Source organism: Kosakonia cowanii JCM 10956 = DSM 18146, assembly GCF_001975225.1.
In the GTDB taxonomy this organism is placed as follows: Bacteria; Pseudomonadota; Gammaproteobacteria; order Enterobacterales; family Enterobacteriaceae; genus Kosakonia; species Kosakonia cowanii.
The window spans coordinates 3,563,472-3,584,665 of sequence record NZ_CP019445.1; the positions used below are offsets into that span (position 1 = coordinate 3,563,472).

Annotated in this window: 17 protein-coding genes; 9 read left to right on the plus strand and 8 right to left on the minus strand. The window is 56.8% G+C overall.

The features are described 5' to 3' along the window. Nucleotides 1-38 precede the first annotated feature (38 nt). Together BWI95_RS23930 and BWI95_RS23935 are read left to right on the plus strand one after the other, a co-directional pair. Nucleotides 39-659 carry a DUF3829 domain-containing protein gene (locus BWI95_RS23930; RefSeq protein WP_332308512.1) on the plus strand — a complete coding sequence of 207 codons (621 nt, stop codon included), beginning with the start codon at nt 39-41 and terminating at the stop codon, nt 657-659. Then, entirely contained in the window at nt 638-1,006 is a 369-nt protein-coding gene (locus BWI95_RS23935; protein WP_332308568.1) for a DUF3829 domain-containing protein, read from the plus strand. The genes BWI95_RS23930 and BWI95_RS23935 overlap by 22 nt, the downstream gene beginning before the upstream one ends. Before the next feature lie 79 nt (nt 1,007-1,085). Here the strand turns inward: BWI95_RS23935 and BWI95_RS16790 are convergent, their stop codons facing one another. The 3 genes from BWI95_RS16790 to BWI95_RS16800 form a co-directional block, all read right to left on the minus strand. Beyond that, nucleotides 1,086-2,777 (minus strand): methyl-accepting chemotaxis protein, encoded by a 1,692-nt coding sequence (locus BWI95_RS16790; RefSeq protein WP_054803625.1) that lies wholly within the window; start codon nt 2,775-2,777, stop codon nt 1,086-1,088. A gap of 152 nt (nt 2,778-2,929) precedes the next feature. Then, nucleotides 2,930-4,048: an S-(hydroxymethyl)glutathione dehydrogenase/class III alcohol dehydrogenase gene (locus BWI95_RS16795; protein WP_023478640.1), complete on the minus strand. Its 1,119-nt coding sequence runs from the start codon at nt 4,046-4,048 to the stop codon at nt 2,930-2,932. A gap of 31 nt (nt 4,049-4,079) precedes the next feature. Further along, nucleotides 4,080-4,355, minus strand: a complete 276-nt coding sequence (locus tag BWI95_RS16800) for a metal/formaldehyde-sensitive transcriptional repressor (RefSeq protein ID WP_023478742.1) — start codon at nt 4,353-4,355, stop codon at nt 4,080-4,082. Nucleotides 4,356-4,785: 430 nt separating this feature from the next. Here BWI95_RS16800 and BWI95_RS23360 point away from each other — a divergent pair, with 430 nt between their 5' ends. After that, nucleotides 4,786-5,127, plus strand: coding sequence for a hypothetical protein (locus tag BWI95_RS23360; protein WP_156884920.1), 342 nt, complete (start codon nt 4,786-4,788; stop codon nt 5,125-5,127). 89 nt (nt 5,128-5,216) lie between these two features. Here BWI95_RS23360 and BWI95_RS16805 read toward each other — a convergent pair whose 3' ends face one another. After that, the gene (locus BWI95_RS16805) at nt 5,217-6,542 is read right to left on the minus strand and encodes an MFS transporter (RefSeq protein WP_076769880.1); all 1,326 of its coding nucleotides are present in this window, start codon (nt 6,540-6,542) and stop codon (nt 5,217-5,219) included. A gap of 221 nt (nt 6,543-6,763) precedes the next feature. Next, nucleotides 6,764-7,297, minus strand: a complete 534-nt coding sequence (gene cybB / locus BWI95_RS16810) for a cytochrome b561 (RefSeq protein ID WP_054803634.1) — start codon at nt 7,295-7,297, stop codon at nt 6,764-6,766. A 170-nt stretch (nt 7,298-7,467) separates the two neighbouring features. Here cybB and BWI95_RS16815 point away from each other — a divergent pair, with 170 nt between their 5' ends. Beyond that, nucleotides 7,468-8,394 carry an alpha/beta hydrolase gene (locus BWI95_RS16815; RefSeq protein ID WP_054803627.1) on the plus strand — a complete coding sequence of 309 codons (927 nt, stop codon included), beginning with the start codon at nt 7,468-7,470 and terminating at the stop codon, nt 8,392-8,394. A gap of 31 nt (nt 8,395-8,425) precedes the next feature. On the opposite strand, the gene aldA is transcribed toward BWI95_RS16815, so the two are convergent. Beyond that, complete coding sequence (gene aldA, locus BWI95_RS16820) at nt 8,426-9,865, minus strand: aldehyde dehydrogenase (RefSeq protein ID WP_054803628.1); 1,440 nt, start codon at nt 9,863-9,865, stop codon at nt 8,426-8,428. Nucleotides 9,866-10,064: 199 nt separating this feature from the next. Continuing rightward, nucleotides 10,065-10,865, minus strand: coding sequence for a YdcF family protein (locus BWI95_RS16825; RefSeq protein ID WP_076769881.1), 801 nt, complete (start codon nt 10,863-10,865; stop codon nt 10,065-10,067). Nucleotides 10,866-11,198: 333 nt separating this feature from the next. Here BWI95_RS16825 and BWI95_RS16830 point away from each other — a divergent pair, with 333 nt between their 5' ends. From BWI95_RS16830 to BWI95_RS16845, 4 genes are read left to right on the plus strand one after another with little or no spacing between them, the layout of a single operon-like run. Beyond that, complete coding sequence (locus BWI95_RS16830; protein WP_076769882.1) at nt 11,199-12,851, plus strand: MFS transporter; 1,653 nt, start codon at nt 11,199-11,201, stop codon at nt 12,849-12,851. Nucleotides 12,852-12,879: 28 nt separating this feature from the next. Next, the gene (locus BWI95_RS16835) at nt 12,880-13,962 is read left to right on the plus strand and encodes an HlyD family secretion protein (protein ID WP_054803629.1); all 1,083 of its coding nucleotides are present in this window, start codon (nt 12,880-12,882) and stop codon (nt 13,960-13,962) included. Continuing rightward, complete coding sequence (locus BWI95_RS16840; RefSeq protein WP_076769883.1) at nt 13,959-15,335, plus strand: efflux transporter outer membrane subunit; 1,377 nt, start codon at nt 13,959-13,961, stop codon at nt 15,333-15,335. The genes BWI95_RS16835 and BWI95_RS16840 overlap by 4 nt, the downstream gene beginning before the upstream one ends. Before the next feature lie 26 nt (nt 15,336-15,361). After that, the gene (locus BWI95_RS16845; RefSeq protein WP_054803630.1) at nt 15,362-16,021 is read left to right on the plus strand and encodes an O-methyltransferase; all 660 of its coding nucleotides are present in this window, start codon (nt 15,362-15,364) and stop codon (nt 16,019-16,021) included. A gap of 452 nt (nt 16,022-16,473) precedes the next feature. On the opposite strand, the gene hrpA is transcribed toward BWI95_RS16845, so the two are convergent. Then, nucleotides 16,474-20,376 carry an ATP-dependent RNA helicase HrpA gene (hrpA, locus tag BWI95_RS16850; protein ID WP_076770328.1) on the minus strand — a complete coding sequence of 1,301 codons (3,903 nt, stop codon included), beginning with the start codon at nt 20,374-20,376 and terminating at the stop codon, nt 16,474-16,476. A gap of 202 nt (nt 20,377-20,578) precedes the next feature. Between hrpA and azoR the strand changes: the two genes are divergently transcribed. Then, nucleotides 20,579-21,184, plus strand: coding sequence for an FMN-dependent NADH-azoreductase (gene azoR, locus BWI95_RS16855; RefSeq protein WP_042711570.1), 606 nt, complete (start codon nt 20,579-20,581; stop codon nt 21,182-21,184). Nucleotides 21,185-21,194 lie beyond the last annotated feature (10 nt).

The window sequence follows — 21,194 nt, forward strand, 5'->3', positions numbered from 1 at the left end:
CAAAAAAACACCATCATATGCTGAATATGGAGAAGGGAATGTTCGCAAAAACAATTGCTCGATCGCTGGCGGTTGCCGCCTGCTTGTTTGCGCTGTCGGCGTGTGACGATAAAAAAGCAGATGAGCCTCAACAAGCCTCGCAAAGCTCGGCAGAACAAGCTGAGATCACAAAATATAACTCTTATATTGAGGCGGCTAATATGTCCTCCTCCTCATTTGGTGAGCAGCTGGAGCAGTATAAAAAATACATTGCTCCTGCCTTCTCCGGTGAAAAGTCGCGGAGCGATCTCTTCTTCCCCGGTTCTGACACCACCATCCCTCGCGTCAAGGACCTGTTAGATAAAGCCCACGCGATGGAGCCAGCGATGAAAGATCTTGATGACTCGGCCACTCGCTACAGCGAAGCGCTGGGGCAGGCTGAACCGGTTAACCGCGAACTCTACAACTACATCAACTCCAAAACCTATAAAAGCGACAACGGTGACAAAGGCCGCGAGCTGCAGCCGAAGTTTATTAGCGCCATGGAGAAGCTGGTTGTTGCGCAGGCAGATTTCCTAAATGCCATTGATAAAAAGACCGCGAGCGTATTAAGGCCGAATACGAGAAAACACCGAAAGATACCGCTGCTTACTACCGCATCGGCTCTATCTACTACCTGAAAGAGAGCATGGATGCCGCCAGTGGCTTTATCAATGGCGAAGGTTTAGGCGATAAGAAAGACGCCTTTAAGAAATCCCTCGATCAGTTCAACGACGCGCTGACTGCGTATGATGCCAAAATGCGTGAGAGCAATAAAAAAGGGTGTTCAAGCCTGATCTTCACCGCTAACTCCTATCTCTCTACTGGTCGTGATGTCATTAGTCATACCGAAGATGGCACCTACGAAAAAGAGGCGAATGAGCCGAAGCAGTTCCACATGATGCAATCTACACAGGGAAATGATGTTCGCGATCTGATGCAGCATTACAACAACGTCATCAACGCGATCAATATCGGCACCTGCTAAGTTACTGCGTGCCTTAACGACAAAATAAAAGAGGCCGGATTATCCGGCCTCTTTTTTTATCTCAACGTCTATCTCAACGTCAGAAAGTTTCCCAGTTATCGCCGCTCGCCAGTGCCGGGCGCTGCGGGGTAAAAGGTTTTGCCGTCGGCGTGGCGCTACTCTGGCGCTGCGCCTCGACGCCGTTCAGCCGGAATGCCCCGACCGCCTGGGTCAGACGTGCCGCCTGCTCTTCCAGCGAGGTGGCTGCGGCGGTAGCTTCTTCAACCAGCGAGGCGTTCTGTTGCGTCACATTATCCATTTCGGTGATCGCCTGGCTTACCTGCGTGATGCCTTTGCTCTGCTCATCCGATGCGGCGGCAATCTCCAGCATGATATCGGTGACGCGTTTAACGGCGGTCACGATCTCATCCATCGTTTCCCCGGCGGAAACCACTTCGCCGGAGCCCTGCTCAATCAGGCTTACGGACTCGCTGATCAACGCTTCGATCTCTTTCGCCGCCTGAGCACTGCGGCTTGCCAAAGTACGCACTTCGCTGGCAACGACGGCAAAGCCGCGACCCTGCTCACCGGCACGCGCAGCTTCCACTGCGGCGTTGAGCGCCAGAATATTGGTCTGGAAGGCGATGCTGTTAATCACGGCGGTAATTTCTGAGATTTTGCGCGAACTGGTGGTGATATTGCCCATGGTCTGCACGACCCCGGAGACAATCTGGCCACCTTTCGTCGCTTTGCCCGACGCGTCGCGCGCCAGACCGCTGGCGTGATGTGCGTTATCCGCATTCTGTTTCACGGTCGCGGTGAGCTGCTCCATGCTGGCGGCGGTCTCTTCAATCGCTGCCGCTTGCTGCTCGGTACGCGAAGAGAGATCGGTGTTACCGGCAGAGATTTCGCTGGTCCCGCGGTAGATCTCTTCAGCACCCTGGCGCACGGTGGCGACGGTAGTAACCAGAGAGTGCTGCATCGCCTGAAGATCGTGGCTCAGACGCCCAATCTCGCTGCGGCCTGTCGGTTCGTCCGGCAGCGTCAGATCGCCGGAGGCGATACGTGAAATACGCTGGGCGGCGCGCTGCAACGGATTAATGACCACACGACGCAGTACGGTAAAGGTGATGATGGTCAGCACCAGCGCAAAAGCAAACGCGGCGGCCATAAAGATCAGGCCAAGCTGCGTGCGGCTGTGGGCTTCCTCTTTCAGGTGCTGCGCGCGTTCGGTGCGGATCTCAATCGCTTTCAACAATACGGCGTTGTAGGCATCATCCAGCTGGCGCGCCTGCTCGCTTTCATGGTTGATAATCGCTTCAAACATGCCGTTTTTGGCATATTTCAGCATCGGCTGCAGCCCGGCGGTGTAGGCGTCAAAACGGGCAGTGAGATCGTTATCCAGCGTCAGGTCGGCCTCGGTTTTCACCGGGCGATCCATATATTGTTTAAAGTTTTCCTGCGACTGTTTAATGCGTTTTTCCGCTTCGGCGATATTGGTTTTCACATCCTCCATTTCGGCGATACGGCTTGCAGCACCTGCGTGAATCAATTTAATTCGGGCGACGCGAAGGTTGTTGGAGCTGTTAGATAATCCCATGCGCACCTGGATTTCCTGCGTCACATCCTGCTGGTCGCGGTCGGCTTGCATCAGGAAGTAACCCGCTAAACCGGAACTTAAGGCAAATAGCACCAAAATGCCGGAGAGGATAAAGGAAAATAGGGGAACCAGGCGAATATTGTGCATAAAACCAATGCCTTGTGTTTGTTGCATTGCTGCTTTGTTATCCATGGCGTCGACTCTCGTATTAGTCTGCTAAGTACAAAGGAATGATATATAGGCATCGGCAATAATTGGATTTTTCTTATGGTGAAAAGCGCAACGGCGGTCACAGATTTGGAGTTTGGTTGCGCCAGCGGAGGGCCCGCTGGCGCGAAGGGAGATTACTTTTCGCCGAAATGGATCACGGTGCGGATCGATTTGCCTTCATGCATCAGATCGAAGGCTTCGTTAATTTTGTCCAGCGGCAGACGATGAGTGATGAATGGGTCGAGACGGATTTTGCCCGCCATTGCATCTTCCACCATGCCCGGCAGCTGGCTGCGGCCTTTAACGCCGCCAAATGCGGAACCGCGCCATACGCGACCGGTGACCAGCTGGAACGGACGGGTGCTGATCTCCTGACCTGCGCCCGCCACACCGATAATGACGCTTTCGCCCCAGCCTTTATGGCAGCACTCAAGCGCTGCGCGCATAACGTTGACGTTGCCGATACATTCAAAGCTGTAGTCAACGCCGCCATCGGTCATTTCCACAATCACTTCCTGAATCGGGCGATCGTGATCTTTCGGGTTGATAAAGTCGGTCGCGCCCATCTCTTTCGCCAGCGCGAATTTATCCGGGTTGGTATCAATTGCCAGGATGCGGCCCGCTTTTGCCTGTACCGCGCCCTGAATGGCCGCAAGCCCGATACCGCCGAGACCAAAGATGGCAACCGTATCGCCCTCTTTCACTTTCGCCGTATTGTGCACCGCGCCAATACCGGTGGTGACGCCGCAACCCAGCAGGCAGACCTTATCCAATGGCGCTTCTTCATTGACCTTCGCCAGAGAGATCTCTGCACAGACGGTATATTCGCTGAAGGTGCTGGTACCCATGTAGTGATAAATCGGCTCACCGTTATAGGAGAAACGGGTGGTGCCGTCCGGCATTAGACCTTTACCCTGCGTGGCGCGCACGGCCTGGCAAAGGTTGGTTTTGCCCGATTTACAGAATTTGCACTCGCCGCACTCGGCGGTGTACAGCGGAATAACATGGTCGCCCGGTTTCAGGCTGGTGACGCCCTCGCCCACTTCCACAACGATACCGCCGCCTTCATGGCCGAGCACCGCCGGGAAAACGCCTTCCGGATCGTCACCTGAGAGGGTAAAGGCATCGGTATGGCAAACACCGGTGTGAGTAATGCGTACCAGCACTTCCCCTTTTTTGGGTGGCGCAACGTCGATTTCGACAATCTTGAGGGGTTGGCCTGGCCCGAAGGCTACAGCTGCACGTGATTTCATCTCGCTTTCCTTTTTATATATACGGTGTTGCTTATTTTAGATAAGAGCGCAGAAGATGGCCGACTTCTGCCATCCGCACTGCACGTTGGTCGGCGGTAGTCTCACCAGCGACCAGCTCATCTTTCAGGTGAATTTCAACCATTTCGCCCATCAGCCCATTGGCTGCGCCGCGCACGGCGGCGATTTGTTGCAAAATTGCGATGCAGGGTTCGCCGTTTTCCAGCGCCCGCTCCAGCGCGTCAACCTGGCCGCGAATACGCCGCACCCGCGTCAGCACGCGTTTTTTATCTTCAGGTGAATGGGGCATAGAACCTCCTGGATACTATAGGGGGGTATGGTAACGTAGTGGCGATGGTCATGCAAACGAACGTTTAAGGCGAGAAAACGAGTATGGCTGTAAAAGCGCCAGAGCGGTAAATGGTGTTAATTATCCTGCTCGTCGGTGGATGCACTGAGGGATTAATTATGAATTGATACCTCGCTAGCATCACAAAAGATAATAGTTAAAAGTGACTTTTCGCCTGCCAGTAAAAATAACCATATATTAACTCAGGTTATTAATTTCACAGAACACTGTTCCCGTTAGCATGTTTCAGCGCACAAATTAGCGTAAAAATTTTTAAATATTATTCTCGTTTAGCATATTGAACTTAAATTAACGTTTCGCTTAGGTTCTTTCTATATTGTTTGCTAAGATTCTTCCTGGCGAATGAGTAGATATTATGTAAGGAAGATGTATGCGCTGGAATATTACGGATATGTTAGTTTCCCCTGCCACAGGTACGGCATTTGCTTTAGCCAGGACACAGCAGGACAAAGCGGTGATCGTCTGGTACCGGGGCCACTATTTCCTGCGCCCGGGAAATATATTAGTTACTGATTCAAAAGGGATTATCATAGACGGCAGAATGCATGAATTCAAAGTTATCCATACCATGCCCTATTTCCCAACCATCTGGAAAACTTTAAAAAATAGTTGCTCATGTCCAGGGAGTGATAATATTTCTTTACGCGAATGTGATAAACAAAACGAATGCTTATTTCCGCTGTGCCCCTATGGGATAAAACTTTCCACCTAGGCGCTTTCGCAGCGGATATATTATATTTCACAGCGAGAATATATCGATCATTTTATAACCCGGCGAGATAATCCCCACCGGGCATTATTTTAACGTTTTAAAGGTTGTCCGGCCGTTTCACGGGCGCGCATCACTGTGATGAAGGTGATTAACGCAGCCCCCATGACGTAGAAGGCAGGCGAAAACTTATCGCCTGTCGACGTGATAAGCCACGCGGAGAACCACGGCGTGATGCCGCCAAAGAAGGCGACGGCAAAGTTATAGGCAATCGACAGGCCGCCGTAGCGCACGTTGGTTGGAAAAAGCTCCGCCATCGCCGCCGTGCATGCGCCGTCAAAGGCCGCGATAAACGCGCCGAGCATCACCATCGCCAGCACCGCTGAGAGGACATCGCCATTGGCCATGATCATCATCGCCGGGTAGCTCAGCAGAATAAACCCCGCACAACCCGCCAGCATCAACGGCTTACGGCCGTACTTGTCAGAGAGATAACCCATAAACGGCACCAGCACCGCAACGGAGAAGAGGCCAATGGTGGTGATGGCGTAAGCGTTTAATTTACTGAAATGAAGCTCCGTGGCGAGATAGCTCGGCATAAACGTTTGTAGCGTCCAGTGCCCCACCGCTTTGATCACCACAAACCCGACACAGAAGAGCAGCGCGCGCCAGGCGGTGGTTACCGCTTTGCGCAGCGGCGCGGTCTCAATCTGCCCGCTTTTCATCGCCTCAAGAAATTCCGGCGAATCTTCCAGATGCCTGCGCAGATAGAGACCGACCCAGCCGAGCGGCCCGGCGATCAGGAAAGGGATGCGCCAGCCCCAGTCGTTCATGGTGCTCTCGCCGAGCGCCGCGGTGAGCAGAAACACCAGCCCGGAGCCGACGACGAATGCCATAAAACCAAAGTTGTCGATCCAGCAGGTGAAATAGCCGCGTCTGGCGGTCGGGGCGTACTCTGCCAGATACGTTGTGGCGCCCGAGCTTTCACCGCCTGCGGCAAAGCCCTGCACCAGGCGGGTAATGACCAGCAGTACCGTGGCGGTGATCCCAATCTGGTGATAGGTCGGCAGCAATCCCATCACAAAAGTTGCCCCCGAGGTGAGCAAAATCACCGTCGCCAGCACCTTCTGCCGCCCTTTGCGATCGCCCAGCGAGCCGAAGAATAGCCCACCGAGCGGGCGCATGATAAACCCGGCGCCAAACACCGCGAAAGATGAGAGCAGCGCAACGCTGGGGCTGGAGGATTGAAAAAATTGCAGACCGATAATTGCCGCCAGCGTGCCGTAAAGACCGAAATCGAACCACTCCACAAAATGCCCGATGCCGGTGGCAAGCAGAACTTTACGTAATTTGCGCGATCCGCCGGCCTGCGCATCGGCAGCCACCCGGTCGAGTGATTCCTGTACTGGCTGTGTCATTTGCCTCTCCCGCTCTCGATAGTGTTTCTATAATAGATATACTATCTACACTGCTTGTTCGAATTTCGCCCACAGGCGATGATAGAAAATGTGATTTCTCCCCAGCTTTTTCTTACAAAAATCAGGCGGGATCACAGCATTCTGGGGCAAGTTACGCAAAAACGGGTAAGGAATCTCGCAGGATGTGCAGCCCGGTCACGGATGTCACCGGGCAGAAGGCGTTATCGTTCGCGCTTTTTCGGCATCATACGCAGCAGCGTATTGTCCTTGAAAAAGTAATGGTGCAGCAGTGCGGCAGCGGCATGCAGGCCAACAATAAAGTAACCGAGCGTGGCGAGAAGCTCATGGTACTCCTTGAGCGTGTCGACCAGATCGAAATTAGCCTCGGCGGCGTGGGGCATCGGCAGGCCGAAGGCGATCCACGGGCCGCCGCGGTTGTACATCATCAGCAGGCCCAGCAGCGGCAAGGCGATAAACAGCAGATAAATCGCCAGATGCCCGAGGTGCGCCAGCCCGGTCATCATTGCGGAGGGTTTGGGCGTAATAGGCGGTGCCGGATGTTTTAGTCTTACCAGCAGCCGCGCAACCATCAGTACGAGAACAGAGATACCGCATGAGACATGGACGATATTGAAATAAGGCCGGTAGCTACGCGGCGCAAATCCGCGAAACTCCATGGCGCAGTATGCGCCGACGACCAGCAGCACCACCAACCAGTGGATGGCGATCTGCGGGCCGGAATAGTTGCTACGCATAAGAAACCCCTGAAAGAACGAACCGGCCTTCAACATAACGGGGTTTCCTTAAAAATTCATTAACTTTTCTGTATCACTTTTCAGCCACTTAGCGCTTACGCAGCGCGTGTGGTTTGCGCAGTAAAACCCGACAACGAATAGTGAATAAGTACAAAACATAAGGAGCCTGTGTGGATAATCTGACGCCGCAAACACTACTGAGTTTGATGGAGGGCGCCGTCGCGCGCGCCATCACGTTTCCCGTCTGGCCGCAGGGCGAAGCGCCCGGTGCGAAGGTCAGCCCGGTCCAATTTCAGCTGGAAACAGAGCATACCGGCCCCTCGCCGTTCGATCGCTCGGTGACGGGCGTGCGGGCACCGGAAATCACCGTTTATGCGCCACAGCACCCTAACGGCATTGGCATTCTGGTCACGCCCGGCGGCTCTTATCGCCGCGTGGTGCTGGATAAAGAGGGCAGCGCCCTCGCCCCTTTCTTTAATGCACGCGGTTATACTCTGTTTGTGATGACCTACCGCTTCCCTGGCGATGGCCATGCCGAGGGAGCAGACGCGCCGCTGGCAGATGTGCAGCGGGCAATGCGCCTTATCCGCGCCCAGGCGGATCGCTGGCAGCTTGACGGCGACAAACTTGGCGTGATGGGCTTTTCCGCTGGCGGCCATGCGGCGGCGAGTCTCGGCACACGTTACAGTGATTCAGTCTATACGCCGCTGGATGCTATTGATGAGCAGAGCGCCCGCCCAGCGTTTATGGCACTGGTCTACCCGGTGATCACTATGCATGCCGATATTGATCATCCGATGTCGCGCCAGCAGCTGATTGGCGATACGCCCGATGAGGCGCAGATCCGCCGCTACTCCGCCGAGGAGCAGGTCAACAGCCAGACGCCGCCGACCTTTTTGCTGCATGCGGTCGACGACCCGGCGGTAAAAGTGGAAAACAGCGTGGTGATGTTCTCCGCACTGCGCCGCCTCGGCGTGCCGGTGGAGATGCATCTGTTTGAGCAGGGAAAACACGGGTTTGGTATTCGCGATGCGCTGGGCTTGCCGGTTGCCGTCTGGCCGGAGTTGATGATGGCGTGGATCGAAACCAAGGTGTGAAAACGCCCCCGCGACTGCGGGGGCAGGCTTATCAGGATTGCAGGTAAACCACCTGGGTTTGCAGATATTCATTCAGGCCGTGGCGGCCATCCGCGCCGCCAATGCCGGATTTGCGCCAGCCGGCGTGGAAACCCTGCATCGCTTCAAAGTTCTCGCGGTTGATGTAGGTTTCGCCAAACTTCAGCCCGCGCACCGCTTTCATCGCCTGGTTGAGATCGCGGGTGTAGATCGAAGAAGTGAGGCCATAGTCGCTGTCATTGGCCATCGCCAGCGCTTCATCAAGCGTGTCGAATGCGACTACCGGCAGCACCGGGCCAAAGGTCTCCTCGTGCATAATCGCCATCTCTTGCTGCACATCCAGCAGCAGCGTCGGCGGATAGAAGTACCCTTTTCCTTCAACTTTTTCACCGCCAAGGGCAACCCGCGCCCCTTCCGCGACGGCGCGCGCCACCTTCTCCTCCACCCGCTGCAAAGCCGCAGCATTGATAAGCGGCCCCATGGCGATATCGCTGCGTTGCGCCGGGTCGCCAAACTGCACCGCTTTCATCGCTTCGCCGAGGCGGTTGACGAAACGGTCGTAAATCCCCTTCTGCACATAGACACGCTCGGCACAGTTACACACCTGCCCGGTATTGATCACTCTTGAATCAACAATTGCTTTCACCGCCAGCTCAAGGTCGGCATCGTCGAGCACAATCGCTGGCGCTTTACCGCCCAGCTCCAGGCACACTTTGGTAATATTTTTCGCCGCCGCCACCATGATCTTCTCCCCCGCGCCGACGCTGCCGGTCATGCTGACCATCGCCACCTTTGGGTTACCCGCAAGCTCCTGACCGACGGTTTCGCCGCGCCCGAGCACCAGGTTGAAGACCCCTTTCGGTAAGCCAACCTGCTCAACGATTTTGGCAAATGCAATAGCGTTACTCGGAGTAAATTCGCTGGGTTTGATGACAATGGTGTTGCCGGTGATAAGCGCGGGGGCCATTTTGCGGGCGATAAGGAAGAACGGGAAGTTCCACGGCAGAATACCGGTGGTCACGCCCAGCGCGCGCTTGAAGACAAAGATATTCTCATTCGGGCGATCGCTCTGCAGGATTTCGCCTTCGTAACGGCGCGCCCACTCGGCCATATAGTCGATGTAATCGGCGGTGAAAGAGACTTCGACATCGGCGAGCTGCTGGATTTTGCCCCCTTCGGCGACAATCAGTGCGCTGATCTCGCTGGCTTTATCACGAATGCCAGCGGCGATTTTACGCAGCCAGCCGGCACGCTCAATGGCGGGCAGCGCTTCCCAGCCGGGCTGTGCCCGCTCGGCGGCCTCGATGGCTTTACGTGCATCTTCGGCGCGTCCGTCGGGAATACGCGCGAGAACCTCTTCCGTTGCCGGGTTGATCACATCAAGCCAGCCTTCGCCCTGCCAGCTGACAAATTGCCCATCAATAAACATCGGGTGTTGTACGGGTGCTGTCATGATCTGCTCCTGTAATGGCATTGTTTTTAAAAAGCTAACGTGTTGTTAAAAATCTATCGCCGCAGCGGGCGATGCCGAGGCTCAGGAGCAACTTTTGTGAGGGAACGCAAAAAAGCGGCGGGAAAAGCGAACAAAAAATTATGCGTTTAAAGGATGGCGCTGCCCGTTTGCGACACAGCTGACGCAAACGGGCATTGGTCTACAGCGCGCGCTGGGATAAGGCGTGGGTGAGCTGAGAATCAGCCTGTAGGGTTTGCCAGGCCTGCTCAATCTCCGGCGGGAACTCGATATGCGCCAGGTAATCGCGCCCGTTAGGGCCATAACCGTTCGCGTCATCCCGCAGGCGCGGCACTTCTCCCATCACCAGCGAAAGATAACGCTCAACGGGCCATAACCCGCGTACGCGAGGCTGGAAAGCCAGCCCATCCGGCGTATTGATCAACCGTGGCGTAAAGCCGGGCCAGCTGAACCAGTGGGGGGCGTTAGTACACTGCTGGCTGGCGCGGGCAAAGGTCGCCATCGTGCGCCGCTGCATGGTCGGGTCCTGAACGATCACCGCCGTTTTCGGCGCGATGTGCTGGCTTATCAACATATCGAGGCTGAAACGGGCATTCTCGCCGCTGTTGGTTGAGCGGTCTTCAATCAGTAGCTGGCTCTCATCAATCTTCCAGAACTGTCGGGCGATGTCGGCGAGAATAGCCGCTTCGCCGCGCCCGGTAGTACGAATCACGTTATAGCGTGGATGGCGGGCAATGGCTGAATAGAGGAATGTCGTTGAATGGCCCAAACCGCCGCTAATCAGCAGCGGTGTTTTTTGCGCCGCCGCCAGCCCGCAGGCCGCTTCAATGGTCGGAATAACGGCATTACCTGCCAGGATCACCACATCTGCCCGCACCGGCGACGGTTTGCCGGTGAAGTCATTTTGCGCCAGCCATTCACCGAGCGTATTAACGGCAGCAAGCATCGGCTCAGGCAGAGCGGGAAATCTTGTTTTAAGCATGGAAACCTCCTTCACATTGCTGTCTCAAGCCTAACCGCACGCCGGAAGCTGAACAGAGGATCTCTCCTAATCGCGTTTTCACCGCCTCTGCACCGCACAAAAAGAACACTTTTCGTGACAACGTCACACGTTAAATGACTATTTTTACTCCCTTCCCCTGCTGCGATGCAGCGCGTAATCTATATTTTTCTTATGCACTTGCATTGCATTTATGGGCGCACGTAGAATCGTTAGCCCCCTAACTATTCAGTAAGATAATCTTTAGGTCTTCATGCATAACCACACTCGCTCTTTTTCTGTGCCGTCTATCGTTACCCATGAGGTCAAAAAGTAATGTCTGAACCCAAACGCGACCCCTACGCGCCGCGTGAATGGGCCGCTCATGAAAAGCCGATGCTGCTCGGCTCACCCTCAACGCCCTGGCACAGCACGCCGCGGCGCATCGCCTATGGCATCGTCGGTTTGCTGGTCTCCATGACCGGCGCACTGGGTAATGCGATGGTGACGGCGAACCTGCAAAATTTGCAGGGCACCTTTGCCGCCTGGTCAACGGAGATCGCCTGGCTCCCGGCGGTGTACGTGATGACCAACGTCTCCATCAACCTGCTGCTGGTAAAGTTTCGCCAGCAGTATGGCCTGCGGGCATTTACCGAAGGGTTTCTGGTGCTCTATGTGCTGGTCACCTTTTTCCACCTCTTTATTAATGACCTCAGCTCCGCGCTGTTTGTGCGCGGTGCTCATGGCATGGTGGCCGCCGCGCTCAGCTCGCTTGGGATCTACTATCAAATTCAGGCCTGGCCGGCGAAGCACCGGCTGAAAGCGCTGACCATCGGCATTACCGGTTCGACGCTGGCGATCCCGATTGCCCGCCTCTTCTCTACCGAACTGCTGCAACTCGACGAGTGGCGCGGACTCTATCTCTTCGAGCTTGGGCTGGCGCTTATCTCGCTGGGCTGCGTGATAGCACTGAAGCTGCCGCCGGGCGACCGTAAAAAGGTGTTTGAGAAGAAGGATTTCATCACCTTCTTTCTGCTGGCACCCGGCATGGCACTGCTCTGCGCGGTGCTCTCCCTCGGGCGTCTCGACTGGTGGTTTGAAACGCCGTGGCTTGGCTGGGCGCTGGCCGGTGCGCTGGTATTAATCGTCTCGGCGATTGTGTTTGAGCACAACCGGAAGAACCCGCTGCTCAACACCCGCTGGCTCTCCAGCGGCAGTATTGTGCGCCTCGGCCTGATTATGCTGCTGATCCGCATTGTGCTTGCCGAGCAGAACACCGGGGTTTTTGGCTGGTTGCAGTATGTTGGCCTGCAAAACGAGCAGATGACCCGGCTGGCGTGGTCGATTCTGGCCGGGATTATCTGCGGGATTGTCGCCAGCTGCCTGACCATTAAACCGCAGCGCCTCGGCTGGCCGATCCTGACCGCGCTGGCGCTGATGATTATCGCCTCGCTGATGGATAGCCAGTCAACCAGCCTGACGCGCCCGGATCAGCTGATGATTAGCCAGTTCCTCTTCGGCTTTGCCAGCGCCTTTTTTATCGCCCCTGCGATGCTGGCCGGGATTGGCGGCGTCATTGCCGAACCGCGCAACCTCGTCAGCTTCTCGGTGCTGTTTGGCATGAGCCAGAATATCGGCGGGCTGATGGGTTCGGCGATCCTCGGCACCTTTCAGACGTGGCGCGAAAAGTACCACTCGAGCATGCTGGCGGATCAGCTCACCACCCTTAACCCGCTGGTCAATGAGCGCCTGCAACTCTATAGCCAGATGTACCAGAGCATGATCGGCGACAGCAGCCTGCTCAGCGTGCAGGCAGTCACACAGTTGCAGACCGCCTCGACGCTGCAGGCGACGATACTGGCTTATAACGACACTTATATGCTGACGGCGAGCGTCGCTGCCGCCACGCTATTATGGATTGTATGGCGCTTGCTGCGCCTGCGTATTACCGCTCGTCTGGCCCTGAAACGGGCAACGGGTAACAAATAATAATGATGACATTACTGGAGTTCTTACTATGAGCCAGCAGGACGCCGCTAAAGAGCAGGCAAGTACCCGCAGCAACGTGCGCGTGGTGTCCCTTTTTACCGCCGCGGCGATCGTCATCGTCGGCGTGCTGGTGATCCTTTACGCCTGGCAGCTGCCGCCGTTTACGCGCCATACGCAGTCGACGGATAACGCCTATGTGCGCGGGCAGACGACCTTTATCAGCCCGCAGGTGAATGGTTATATCACCGAAGTGCCGGTGCAGGATTTCGTTAATGTGAAAAAGGGCGACCTGATTATGCAGATTGACGACCGCATCTATCGTCAGCGCGTCGATCAGGCGAAGGCGACGCTGGCGATGAAGCGCGCCGCGCTGGAAAACAACCTGCAACAGCGCAAAAGCGCGCAGGCGGTAATCGCCCGAAATGAAGCGGCGCTCGCCAGCGCCAAAGCGCAGAACCTGCAGGCGCAGGCGGATTTAAAACGCGTTAAAGCGCTGACGGCGGATGGTTCCCTCTCTGTTCGCGAGCGCGATGCCGCGCTGGCAACCGCCGCGCAAAACAGCGCCAATATCGCCCAGGCGCAGGCGACGCTTGAGATGTCGCGTCAGGATCTGCAAACCACCATCGTCAATCGCGCTTCGCTTCAGGCGGATGTGGAAAATGCCCAGGCAGCGCTGGAGCTGGCGCAGATCGATCTGCAAAATACGCGCATCGTCGCCCCGCGCGACGGGCAGCTTGGGCAGATCAGCGTGCGCCTCGGCGCGTATGTGACTGCCGGGACGCATCTCACCTCGCTGGTGCCTGCCCAGCGCTGGGTGATTGCCAACCTGAAAGAGACGCAGCTGGCCGATGTCGTTGTCGGTCAGCCGGTGACCTTTAGTGTTGATGCCCTTGATGGCCGCAGCTTTAATGGTCGTGTCGAGAGCATTTCCCCGGCAACGGGCGTGGAGTTCAGCGCTATCAGCCCGGACAACGCCACCGGTAACTTTGTCAAAATCGCCCAGCGTATTCCGGTGCGCATTCAGGTGGAGGGCAAAGCCGATGAGATCGCCCGTCTGCGCCCCGGCATGTCCGTGCAGGTGCATATTGATACGCGGGAGGCGCAGCAATGAGGCGCTATCCGACACTTATCGCGCTCAGCCTGCTGCTGGCGGGCTGCCAGTCGGTGGATGTGGAACGCGCACAGCCTTCGTTACAGATCCCGGCGGCGTGGCGCAGCGAAAGCGGGCCGCTGGGCAAAGTCGACAGCGTCTGGTGGCGCAACTTTCACGACAGCCAGCTCAACCGCTATGTTGATCAGGCCCTGCGCTATAACAGCGATATGCTGGTCGCTCGCGAGCGGGTTAACGAGTACCAGGCGCGCGTCTATGCTGCCAACGGCGCGCTATTTCCTGAAGTGGATATCGGTTTATCCGGCACCCGCGCCCGTTCGCAATCTGCCGCCACCGGTCAACCGGTGCACAGCACGCTCTATAAGGGCAATTTAACTGCCAGTTACGATGTCGATATCTGGGGGGCGAGCCGCAGCGCATCGCGGGCGGCAGAAGCCTCGCTGGAGGCGCAAAAAGCCGCCGCTGCGGCGGCGGATTTAACCGTCGCCACCAATGTCGCCTCCGGTTATCTCACCCTGTTATCACTGGATGAGCAGTTGCGCGTCACGCGCTCGACGCTAAAAGCGCGGGAAGATGCGTGGCGGCTCGCCCGGCGTCAGTATGAAACTGGCTATACCTCGCGGCTGGAGCTGATGCAGTCGGATTCGGAACTACGCGCAACGCGGGCGCAGATCCCGCAGCTGGTGCACCAGATTAGCCAGCAGGAGAATGCGCTCAGCGTGCTGCTTGGCAGCAACCCGGGCGCAATCCAGCGCGGCGATTTTTCGGCGCTGACGCCGCTGTCGCTGCCTGCGCAGTTACCGTCAACGCTGCTTAACCGGCGGCCGGATATCGTGCAGGCCCAGCGCCAGCTGGTTGCCGCCGACGCGGGTCTTGCGGTATCGCAGGCGAAACTGCTGCCGTCGCTCAATCTGACCGCCAGCGGCAGTATGCAGGACGACACCCTGCCCGGCCTGCTCGATAACCCGCTGCGGCTGTGGAACATTGGCGGCAGCATTCTGGCGCCGCTGCTAAACCGCCAGGCGCTGAATGCGCAGGTGGATGTCTCCATGTCGCAGCGCAATCAGGCGCTCTATGGCTATGAAAGCACCGTGCGCAATGCGTTCAGAGAGGTGAATGACAGTCTCGATGCTATCACTCGCCTCGGCGAGCAGCTGAGCGAGCTGGAAGGCCAGCAGCAGGTGGCGGAAGAGACGCTACGCATTGCACAAAATCGTTACCAGAACGGCTACTCCTCCTACCTGACGGTGCTTGATGCGCAGCGCACGCTCTTTAGCGCGCAGCTCAATGCCGTGCAGGTGAAAAATAATCTGTTACTGGCGCAGGTGGATCTCTATCGAGCGCTGGGTGGAGGCTGGTCCGGTATGCAGTAATTCTCAACGAAACCAGGAGTTATGCTATGCAGCAGAAATGGTCCGCGGTAGATGAGTACTTAGCACAACAGCTTCTCCCTGAAGATGAGGTTCTGACGCAGATCCTCGCCAATAACCGGCGCGCCGGCTTACCTGAAATTGATGTCTCGCCAATGCAGGGGCAGTTGCTGGCGCTGCTGGTGCGGATGACGCACGCAAAACGCATTCTTGAGATCGGCACGCTGGGCGCGTACAGCACGGTATGGATGGCGCGAGAGTTGCCCTCCGATGGCGAATTATTAACGCTGGAGTTCGATGCGTTACATGCCGCGATTGCCCGTGAGAACGTCGAATTTGCCGGTTTAACCCGCCAGGTGAAAGTTAAAGAAGGCCCGGCGCTGGAGACTCTGGAATCTCTCGGCGAGCGCCCGCCGTTCGATCTGATCTTTATTGATGCCGATAAACCCAATAACCCGAACTACCTGAAGTGGGCGCTGCACTATTCGCGTCCCGGCACGCTGATTATTGGCGATAACGTGGTGCGCGACGGCGAAGTCACTAATCCATCCTCCACCGATGACCGGGTACAGGGGGTGCGTAAATTTATTGAGATGATTGGCGACAACCCGCGCCTGACGGCGACGGCAATGCAGACCGTCGGCACCAAAGGATGGGATGGCTTTACGCTGGCATGGGTGAATTCGTAAAAATCGTAGGCCGGATAAGCGAAGCGCCATCCGGCAATCCTGCGCAGATGGCGAACTGTTCCGTTTGCTAAGCCGTGGTGAACTGCCGGATGGCGGCTGACGCCTTATCCGGCCTACAAACCCATCGCGTGCGGATGAATTCGAAAACCGTTGGTTGGATTAAACCGTAGGCCGGATAAGCGTAGCGCCATCCGGCGATCCTGCGCGGATGGCGAACTGTTCCGTTTGCTAAGCCGTGGTGAACTGCCGGATGGCGGCTGACGCCTTATCCGGCCTACAAACCCATCGCGTGCGGATAAATTCGATACCGTAGGCCGGATAAGCATAGCGCCATCCGGCGATCCTGCGCGGATGGCGAACTGTTCCGTTTGCTAAGCCGTGGTTAACTGCCGGATGGCGGCTGGTGCCTTATCCGGCCTACAAACCCATCGCGTGTCCGGCCTACAAAGGCATTAGGCGCTAATCTGCTCCATCGCCTGCAGAATGCGTTTGTCGGAGATGGGGTACGGCGTGCCGAGCTGTTGGGCGAAGAAGCTGACGCGCAGCTCCTCGATCATCCAGCGAACCGCCTTCACCTCTTCATCGTCACGGCGCGCAGGCGGCAGCTTGTTGAGCCACTGCTGCCAGGCTTGCTGCACCTGCTCCACTTTCAGCATTTGCGCGCGATCGCGGTGCGGATCGACCGCCAGCTTCTCCAGCCGCTTTTCAATCGCCTGCAGATAACGCAGCGTATCGCCCAGGCGGCGGAAGCCGTTACCGGTGACGAAACCGCGATACACCAGCCCGTTCATCTGCGCTTTGATATCCGATAACCCCAGCGCCATGGTCATATCAACCCGCCCTTTCAGACGCTTGTTGATATTGAACACCGCCGTCAGGATCTGCTCGACCTGTTTGGCGATCTCCACCACCGTGTCGTTGAGTTCAGCGCGCACTTTCTCATGCAGCGCGGCAAAACCCTCCTCCGTCCACACCAGGCCGCCCGCTTCATCGATCAGTTTATCGATACCGCAGGCGATGCAGTCGTCAATCAGCTCCAGCACTTTTCCGTAGGGGTTGAAGTAGAGCCCCAGCTTGGCTTTGTTCGGCAGCTTCTCATGCAGATACTTAATCGGCGACGGAATGTTGAGCAGCAGCAGGCGGCGAATACCAGCCCACATTGCATTCTGCTGCTCCTGCGGGTTATCGAACAGCTTAATTGCCACGCTGTCGCGCTCATCAACCAGCGCTGGCCAGGCCTTCACTTTGTAGCTGCCGCGCTTCTGCTCGTAGCTCTCCGGCAGCTGACCAAAACTCCAGATATGCAGCCCGCTCTGCTCGATGCCGTCATCGGCCACCGCCGAGAGCGTCTCCTGCACTTTGCCCTTCAACTGCTCTTTCAGCTCGCTCAGGGAGCGGCCTTCGAGCAGCTTCTTATTCTTGTCATCCACCACGCGGAAGGTGATTTTCAGGTGATCGGGCACCTGATCCCAGTGCCAGTCGTCGCGGTCAACGGTTACGCCGGTCATGCGGCGCAGCTCGCGCTCCAGCGCGTCGAGCAGCGGTATCTCCAGCGGTGTTACGCGGCCTAAAAACGCTTCGGCATAATTCGGCGCGGGGACGAAGTTGCGGCGCGTCGGTTTCGGCAACGATTTGATCAGCGCAATCACCAGCTCGCGGCGCAGGCCGGGGATCTGCCACTCGAAACCGCTCTCCTCCACCTGGTTGAGCAGCGGCAGCGGAATATGTACCGTCACGCCGTCGGCATCCGCGCCCGGCTCAAACTGATAGCTCAGGCGCAGCTTGAGGTTGCCCTGATGCCAGAAGTTCGGGTAATCAAGCTTGCTGACATTGTCCGCGCCCTCTTTGATCAGCATGCTCTTTTCAAAGTTGAGCAGATCCGGCGTTTCACGGCTCGCCTTCTTCCACCAGCTGTCGAAGTGGCGGGCGGAGATCACCTCATGGCTGATGCGCTGATCGTAAAACTCAAACAGCGTCTCATCATCCACCAGAATGTCGCGACGGCGGGATTTATGCTCCAGCTCTTCCACTTCGGCGCGCAGCTTAAGGTTGTCGCGGAAGAAGGCGTGGCGGGTTTGCCAGTCCCCTTCCACCAGCGCGTGGCGAATAAAGAGTTCGCGACACAGCGCCGGATCGATCTGGCTGTAGTTGACCTTACGCGCGGCGACAATCGGCAGACCGTAAAGCGTCACTTTCTCCATCGCCATCACCGCGCCCTGCGAGCGCTCCCAGTGCGGTTCGCTCCAGGAGCGTTTAATCAGATGCTGCGCAACCGGTTCGACCCACTCGGGATCGATGCGCGCAGCAATGCGCCCCCACAGGCGGCTGGTTTCTACCAGTTCAGCCACCATCGTCCACTTCGGCGGCTTTTTGAACAAACCGGAGCCAGGGAAGATGGAGAAACGGGCGTTGCGCGCGCCGGTAAACTCCTGCATATCGGCATCTTTCATGCCGATATGCGACAGCAGCCCGGTAAGCAGCGCAATATGAATTTCGCGGTACTCTGCCGGTTCGCTGTTCACCGGGATCCCCAGCTCTTTCACCACCTGGCGCAGCTGGGTGTAGATATCCTGCCATTCGCGCACGCGCAGGTAGTTGAGGTAATCGACGCGGCACTGGCGGCGGAACTGGTTCGAGGAGAGCGCTTTCTGCTGCTCGCCGAGGTAGTTCCACAGGTTCACAAAGGCGAGGAAATCGGACTCTTTGTCGTGGAAGCGCTGATGCTTTTCATCCGAGGCCTGTTTCTTATCCATTGGCCGCTCGCGCGGATCCTGAATCGACAGCGCCGAGGTGATGATCATCGCTTCGCGCACGCAGCCATGTTTCTGCGCTTCCAGCACCATACGCGCCAGGCGCGGGTCGACAGGCAGTTGCGACAACTGGCGGCCGAGCGGCGTCAGTTTATAGGCGGTCTGCTGCTCATCGGTGGCGATTGCGCCAAGCTCTTCCAGCAGGCGCACGCCATCCTGAATATTGCGTTTATCCGGCGCTTCAACAAACGGAAAAGCGGCGATATCGCCCAGCCCCAGCGCGGTCATCTGCAAAATGACCGACGCAAGGTTGGTACGCAGGATCTCCGGGTCGGTAAACTCCGGGCGCGAGAGGAAATCATCTTCCGAATAGAGACGAATACAGATCCCTTCCGACACACGGCCACAGCGCCCTTTACGCTGGTTGGCAGAGGCCTGCGACACCGGCTCAATCGGCAGACGCTGCACTTTGGTGCGGTAGCTGTAGCGGCTGATGCGCGCGGTACCCGGATCAATCACATACTTAATGCCGGGCACGGTGAGCGAGGTTTCCGCCACGTTGGTTGCCAGCACAATGCGCCGCCCGCTGTGCGGCTGGAAGACGCGGTTCTGCTCGCTGTTAGAGAGCCGCGCATAGAGCGGCAAAACTTCTGTATGGCGCAGATCGCGTTTATTTAACGCATCTGCCGTATCACGGATTTCGCGCTCGCCACTCATAAAGATCAGAATGTCGCCGGCGCTTTCACGGCCCAGCTCATCTACGGCATCGAAAATCGCCTGGAGCTGGTCGCGCTCGGTATCATCGGCTTCTTCAACAATCGGGCGATAGCGCACTTCCACCGGATAGGTGCGCCCGGAGACTTCAATAATCGGCGCATTGTTGAAATGGCGCGAGAAGCGCTCAGGATCGATGGTCGCCGAGGTGATGATGATTTTCAGATCCGGGCGGCGCGGCAGCAGCTCGCGCAGGTAGCCGAGCAGAAAATCGATGTTGAGGCTGCGTTCGTGCGCCTCATCGATAATGATGGTGTCGTACTGCATCAGCAGCCGATCCTGCTGAATCTCTGCCAGCAGGATGCCGTCCGTCATTAGCTTAACGAGGGTGTTGTCGCTAACGTGATCGTTAAAGCGGACTTTATAACCAACGCAGCCGCCCGGCTCGGTCTTCAGCTCTTCAGCAATACGGTTCGCCACGGTACGTGCAGCAAGACGGCGCGGCTGGGTATGACCAATCAGCCCTTTGATTCCGCGCCCCAGCTCCATACAGATTTTCGGCAGCTGTGTGGTTTTACCGGAGCCGGTTTCACCGGCGACAATCACCACCTGGTTATCGCGTACCGCTTCGAGGATCGCCTGTTTCTTCTGGCTGACCGGCAGATTTTCCGGGTAGTCGATAACCGGGCGAGACGCTTCGCGCTGCGCCACTTTCGCTGCCGCCTGTGCTGCTTCTTCGGCGATCTGTTGTAACAAGGCCTGGTGAGATTCAGGATTTTTAACTTTCTTGCTGCCCTGCAGACGGCGGGCGAAGCGCTGTTTATCGCGCAGCATCAGCGTGTCGAGCTGCGCGTAGAGATCGTTAATAGTCAATTTTTGTTGTTCAGTCATAGATTTATCGGGCAGAGCACTGCCGGGAAACTGGATCAGTTTGCAATGTGCGTAGAATAGCACATCGCAACATCCCTTTTCTTGTTCAAGAAATTCGAACATGGGCTTCGATATATTGCGCTATTCATGATTGCGGATTGTGAATAGAGTGTGACGAATTCACGGGGCAACCCAGCGTAAATACAACAAAGGAAACAACCCAATGGGTAAAGTATTAGTTCTTAAATCCAGCATTCTGGCAGGGTATTCTCAATCTTCGCAGCTCTCTGACTACTTCGTTGAACAGTGGCGCGCAAAGCACGCTGATGACGAGATCACCGTGCGCGATCTGGCTGCAAACCCGATTCCGGTGCTGGACGGTGAATTAGTTGGCGCGCTGCGCCCGAGCGATGCGCCGCTGACACCGCGTCAGCAGGAAGCACTGTCACTCTCTGACGAGCTGATTGCTGAACTGCAGGCGCATGATGTGATTGTGATCAACGCCCCGATGTACAACTTCAACATCCCGACGCAGCTGAAAAACTACTTTGACCTGGTGGCGCGTGCTGGCGTGACGTTCCGTTACACCGAAAACGGTCCGGAAGGTCTGGTTACTGGCAAACGTGCGGTGATCGTCTCCAGCCGTGGCGGTATTCATAAAGATACCCCGTCTGACCTGGTTGCTCCCTACCTGACGCTGTTCCTCGGCTTTATCGGCATCACCGACGTTAACTTCGTGTTTGCTGAAGGCATCGCCTACGGTCCGGAAGTGGCGGCAAAAGCGCAGGAAGACGCGAAAGCGGCGATCGACAGCATCGTCGTCGCGTAAGCCTTATACC

Excerpts from the sequence above, each read along its gene's own strand:
- BWI95_RS23930 (WP_332308512.1), top strand. The coding sequence starts at position 39 with ATGTTCGCAAAAACAATTGCTCGATCGCTGGCGGTTGCCGCCTGCTTG.
- BWI95_RS16790 (WP_054803625.1), bottom strand. The coding sequence starts at position 2,777 with ATGGATAACAAAGCAGCAATGCAACAAACACAAGGCATTGGTTTTATG.
- BWI95_RS16795 (WP_023478640.1), bottom strand. The coding sequence starts at position 4,048 with ATGAAATCACGTGCAGCTGTAGCCTTCGGGCCAGGCCAACCCCTCAAG.
- BWI95_RS16800 (WP_023478742.1), bottom strand. The coding sequence starts at position 4,355 with ATGCCCCATTCACCTGAAGATAAAAAACGCGTGCTGACGCGGGTGCGG.
- BWI95_RS23360 (WP_156884920.1), top strand. The coding sequence starts at position 4,786 with ATGCGCTGGAATATTACGGATATGTTAGTTTCCCCTGCCACAGGTACG.
- BWI95_RS16805 (WP_076769880.1), bottom strand. The coding sequence starts at position 6,542 with ATGACACAGCCAGTACAGGAATCACTCGACCGGGTGGCTGCCGATGCG.
- cybB (WP_054803634.1), bottom strand. The coding sequence starts at position 7,297 with ATGCGTAGCAACTATTCCGGCCCGCAGATCGCCATCCACTGGTTGGTG.
- aldA (WP_054803628.1), bottom strand. The coding sequence starts at position 9,865 with ATGACAGCACCCGTACAACACCCGATGTTTATTGATGGGCAATTTGTC.
- BWI95_RS16825 (WP_076769881.1), bottom strand. The coding sequence starts at position 10,865 with ATGCTTAAAACAAGATTTCCCGCTCTGCCTGAGCCGATGCTTGCTGCC.
- BWI95_RS16830 (WP_076769882.1), top strand. The coding sequence starts at position 11,199 with ATGTCTGAACCCAAACGCGACCCCTACGCGCCGCGTGAATGGGCCGCT.
- BWI95_RS16835 (WP_054803629.1), top strand. The coding sequence starts at position 12,880 with ATGAGCCAGCAGGACGCCGCTAAAGAGCAGGCAAGTACCCGCAGCAAC.
- BWI95_RS16840 (WP_076769883.1), top strand. The coding sequence starts at position 13,959 with ATGAGGCGCTATCCGACACTTATCGCGCTCAGCCTGCTGCTGGCGGGC.
- BWI95_RS16845 (WP_054803630.1), top strand. The coding sequence starts at position 15,362 with ATGCAGCAGAAATGGTCCGCGGTAGATGAGTACTTAGCACAACAGCTT.
- hrpA (WP_076770328.1), bottom strand. The coding sequence starts at position 20,376 with ATGACTGAACAACAAAAATTGACTATTAACGATCTCTACGCGCAGCTC.
- azoR (WP_042711570.1), top strand. The coding sequence starts at position 20,579 with ATGGGTAAAGTATTAGTTCTTAAATCCAGCATTCTGGCAGGGTATTCT.